The sequence below is a fragment of the Chamaesiphon sp. OTE_20_metabat_361 genome, from assembly GCF_031364565.1.
Genome location: NZ_JANLWO010000544.1, coordinates 1 through 3,806, shown reverse-complemented (window position 1 = coordinate 3,806; position 3,806 = coordinate 1). Strand labels below are relative to the sequence as shown.

Below are 3,806 nucleotides of genomic sequence, written 5' to 3'. Positions count from 1 at the left end.
AAAGCAATCAAGCCCCCATCAAAATCTATTAAACCAGCTTTAACTCCCAGTAAAACACCTAGCCCAAGTGCAACGCCTGCACCATAACTTAAGTATCGTTACCTTTTACCTCTTACCTCTTACCTTTTACCTTTTACCTTTTACCCCTTACCCAACCTCACCAGTCCGATACAAACTCATTACATCCATAATCGATAACCGCGACTGCACCCCCAGATCTAGTGGCGACACATGTCCCCGACTCAGATGCTCTGCCGCCGCACAACCGATCATCGCCGCATTGTCCGTGCAGTACTCCAGCGGTGGAAACAACACCTTCAGCCCTCGCTGACTTGCCGCAGTGGCTAACGTCTCCCTCAAGCCGCGATTAGCAGCCACACCGCCGCCGATAACGATCGTTTCCAATCCATAGTCGGTCGCACAAGCGATCGCGCGTTTGGTAAGCGATTTGGCGACACTGTGTTGAAAACTAGCAGCGATATCTGCCACTGGTAACTCCCGCCCTTCGGCTTGCAATTTTTGCACCAATCTCAATACCGCCGTCTTGACGCCACTAAAACTCGAATCATAGGGATGAAAACCACCCCCAGGGAGCGAGATATTCCCTTCTGGTAAAGGATACAGCGTCGGATTGCCTTGCGCTGCCAAGCGATCGATCTTGGGGCCACCAGGATAGCCCAGATCCAATAATCTTGCTACTTTATCAAAAGCTTCCCCCGCCGCATCATCGCGAGTTGCCCCGAGTTCGGTATACACGCCGCAATCTTTGACATGAATCAGGCTAGTATGCCCGCCCGATACCAGTAGACATAAGAATGGTGGTTCTAGTTCTGGTGCGCTCAAGTAAGACGCGTAAATATGTCCCTCCAGATGATGAACGCCCACAAATGGTTTGTCATGCAAAATCGCCAAAGTTTTGGCTGCGCTCATGCCGATCATCAGTGCGCCGACTAATCCTGGTGCAACTGTCGCCGCAATCCCATCGATCGCCGACCAGTCTAGATTAGCTTCTTTAATGACTCGATCGATTAGCTCTGTAATTATTAATAAATGTTGCCGTGACGCTACCTCCGGTACCACACCCCCATATTGAGTATGAATTGGGATTTGGGAGGCGATGACACTGCTGCAAACTTTACGATTGGTAACGATTGCCACCGCCGTTTCGTCACAACTTGTTTCAATTGATAAAACTGTTGTCATTAGCTGCTAATTTTAAAGATGAAAATAGAGATAAGTAGTTTGGCAATCAGCGCGGTGTAGCTGTTATTTCAGATATTACACCAACCTGAATCGCTTACTTAGCAATCTCGATCGGTTGGTCGAATCTTGCCAATCTCTACAATTATCAGCGATCTTTCGCGATCGACACGAAAGACCGTTGCAGACCGACCAAAAGACTATTATAGTTTTTTTGCTAAAGCAGATCGTCAACCCGATCGTGTGTTTTGTAAATAAAACTATTTGTTTTGTTATAAACGGAAACAATCACTATGAAAAAACTGTTGGCTTTGGTTTTTGCCATCTGTCTTTGGTTCAACTTTGCTCCCCTCGCATCTGCCTCAGAAGTAGCCGGACTCGTTCGTTGTGGCGATTCTCCTGCTTTTCAGCAACGTGCGTCAATGGCACGTAACACCACCAATGACCCCGAATCAGGCAAAAAACGCTTTGAACGTTACTCTCAAGCTTTGTGCGGCCCTGAAGGACTGCCTCACTTGATTGTAGACGGACGACTCGATCGGGCAGGTGACTTCTTGATCCCAGGAATCTTATTTCTCTACATTGCTGGCTGGATTGGTTGGGTCGGTCGCGCCTATATTATCGCCATCAAGAAATTTGACAACACCGAAGAAAAAGAAATCGTCATCGATGTACCGTTGGCAGTTAGCTGTATGTTAAGCGGTTTTGCTTGGCCTGCTGCTGCATTAGGTGAATTCACCTCCGGTAAGTTAGTTGCTAAAGATAGTGAAATCACTGTTTCACCTCGCTAGATCCTTTAGCTCATTCCCCGATCGTGCCACTGATGGCGACGATCGCCACCTATCGATCTTAAATTCTGGAGATAGTCCATGTCAAATTTTCTCAGATTTTTATCTACTGCCCCAGTTTTGGCAACAATTTGGATGGCATTTACTGCGGTCATTTTGATTGAATTTAATTACGTCTTCCCAGATTTATTATTTCATCCCTTGTAGGATCTAATGCGAGCAGAGCGGGATTATTTAAGTAGGTCGGCACAATTATTTTAAGTATTAGAAATCAACTGAAGCCCTTGTCAGAAATATCTAATATTCGATTGAGCCTTTCTACTTATTACTCTCATTACTAATCTGCTCGCGCCTATTCCTCCATTTCCCTATTTATTTTGAGAGGTTTTCTATGGCTACTCGTATTCAAGCCGTCAATAGTCCCAGTCCTGAAGTGAGTAACTTAGCTACTCCCATCAACTCTTCGGGTATCATCCAAGCTTTCATCAGCAATTTACCAGCTTACCGAGCTGGTTTGTCTCCGCAACGCCGGGGATTGGAAGTAGGCATGGCTCATGGGTATTTCTTACTCGGCCCCTTCACCCTCTTAGGGCCGCTGCGTCATACCGACCAAGCTTACTTAGCCGGATTGCTTTCTACCATTGGCTTGGTGGTTATTTTAAGTGCTTGTCTGGCCATCTACGCGGCTGTTAGCCCCCCACCGCCACTACCGAGCGTCGCTGCACCGAAACCACCCGCAAATTTTGAGCGTGGGAAAGGCTGGGGTGACTTTACTTCTGCTTTCCTAGTCGGCGGCATTGGTGGCGCGGCTGTTGCCTACTTATTGGTAGCCAACATCCCGGTATTAAGCACTTTTTCAATCTTGGCTAAATAGGTCAATTAATTAATAATTAATAATTAATTTAATTGTTGTTATTACCTGTTCAACATTAAATCCATTTAAAATTACCCTATCTCCAATCTGAAGATAGGGTAATTTTATTTATAAATATTTCTAAAAAGCTTTCAATCTGTTTCACTGATTGGCTTTTAGAAATTAATCTATAAAATACAATTTGATTTTTATTCCAACTGGTGACTCGAAGTGAGTGAGATTTAATTTTTTAGTTCGATCGCGTATGGACGATCCGAAACCGTCTGGCTGGGGTGATGTCGAATTCGTCGATCGAATCGGCAAATGATACTTCTGTCAATCCAGTCTCGATAAATTTATGTAACTCATCTTTCGTGAGGGGAAATGGTAAACTCTCGCAAGCATCTTCAGGATTGCGACCGCGACAGACTACTAATAATTTACCAGCAGGCGCGACAAAATTGCCGATCGACTCAATCGCATTTGGGCGAATATTGGCAGGTAAAGCTTGAATTGTATAAATCTCAATTACTAGGTCGAAACCAAATTTCCACTCAGCAGGAGCGGTAAATAAATCGACAGCTTGATAGTTTACCTTTGAGCTAGGAAATCTAGTATGACACCAATCGATCGCCGTTTGAGATAGATCGAATGCGGTAACTTTGGCACCAAGTCCAGCTAAGTACTCAGCGTCGTCTCCTAATCCACAACCGACGACTAATACCCGCAGATTTTGGAAGTTTAACTGCGATGCTTTTACCCAGTCTAGCAGCCAGGGATTTACCGCCCGATCTGCCCAAGGAATCGCATCGAGATTGCCGTCGGCTTCAGCATATAAAGTTTCAAACCAGCCTGTATAGTCGCCATTAGCATAAGCTGCGGTGGATAATTCCCGCACGCGAGTTCTCGATTTAGTCATATTTTTTGGTATCCGATCTTTGGCAGCAACTATGACCATTGTGACA

The 3,806-nt window shown here is 45.3% G+C and carries 5 protein-coding genes; 3 read left to right on the top strand and 2 right to left on the bottom strand.

The features are described 5' to 3' along the window. Window positions 1-147: 147 nt before the first annotated feature. Window positions 148-1,203, bottom strand: a complete 1,056-nt coding sequence (gene tsaD / locus RMO35_RS15670; RefSeq protein WP_309742257.1) for a tRNA (adenosine(37)-N6)-threonylcarbamoyltransferase complex transferase subunit TsaD — start codon at window positions 1,201-1,203, stop codon at window positions 148-150. 290 nt (window positions 1,204-1,493) lie between these two features. Between tsaD and RMO35_RS15665 the strand changes: the two genes are divergently transcribed. From RMO35_RS15665 to RMO35_RS15650, 3 genes are all read left to right on the top strand, one after another. Continuing rightward, window positions 1,494-1,991 (top strand): Photosystem I reaction center subunit III, encoded by a 498-nt coding sequence (locus RMO35_RS15665; protein WP_309742256.1) that lies wholly within the window; start codon window positions 1,494-1,496, stop codon window positions 1,989-1,991. Between the two features lie 78 nt (window positions 1,992-2,069). After that, complete coding sequence (psaJ, locus tag RMO35_RS15655) at window positions 2,070-2,195, top strand: photosystem I reaction center subunit IX (RefSeq protein WP_396135088.1); 126 nt, start codon at window positions 2,070-2,072, stop codon at window positions 2,193-2,195. A gap of 184 nt (window positions 2,196-2,379) precedes the next feature. Continuing rightward, window positions 2,380-2,862, top strand: a complete 483-nt coding sequence (locus tag RMO35_RS15650; protein WP_309742255.1) for a photosystem I reaction center subunit XI — start codon at window positions 2,380-2,382, stop codon at window positions 2,860-2,862. A gap of 229 nt (window positions 2,863-3,091) precedes the next feature. Here the strand turns inward: RMO35_RS15650 and RMO35_RS15645 are convergent. Then, a partial coding sequence (locus tag RMO35_RS15645; RefSeq protein ID WP_309742254.1) for a class I SAM-dependent methyltransferase occupies window positions 3,092-3,806 on the bottom strand: 715 nt, incomplete at its 5' end.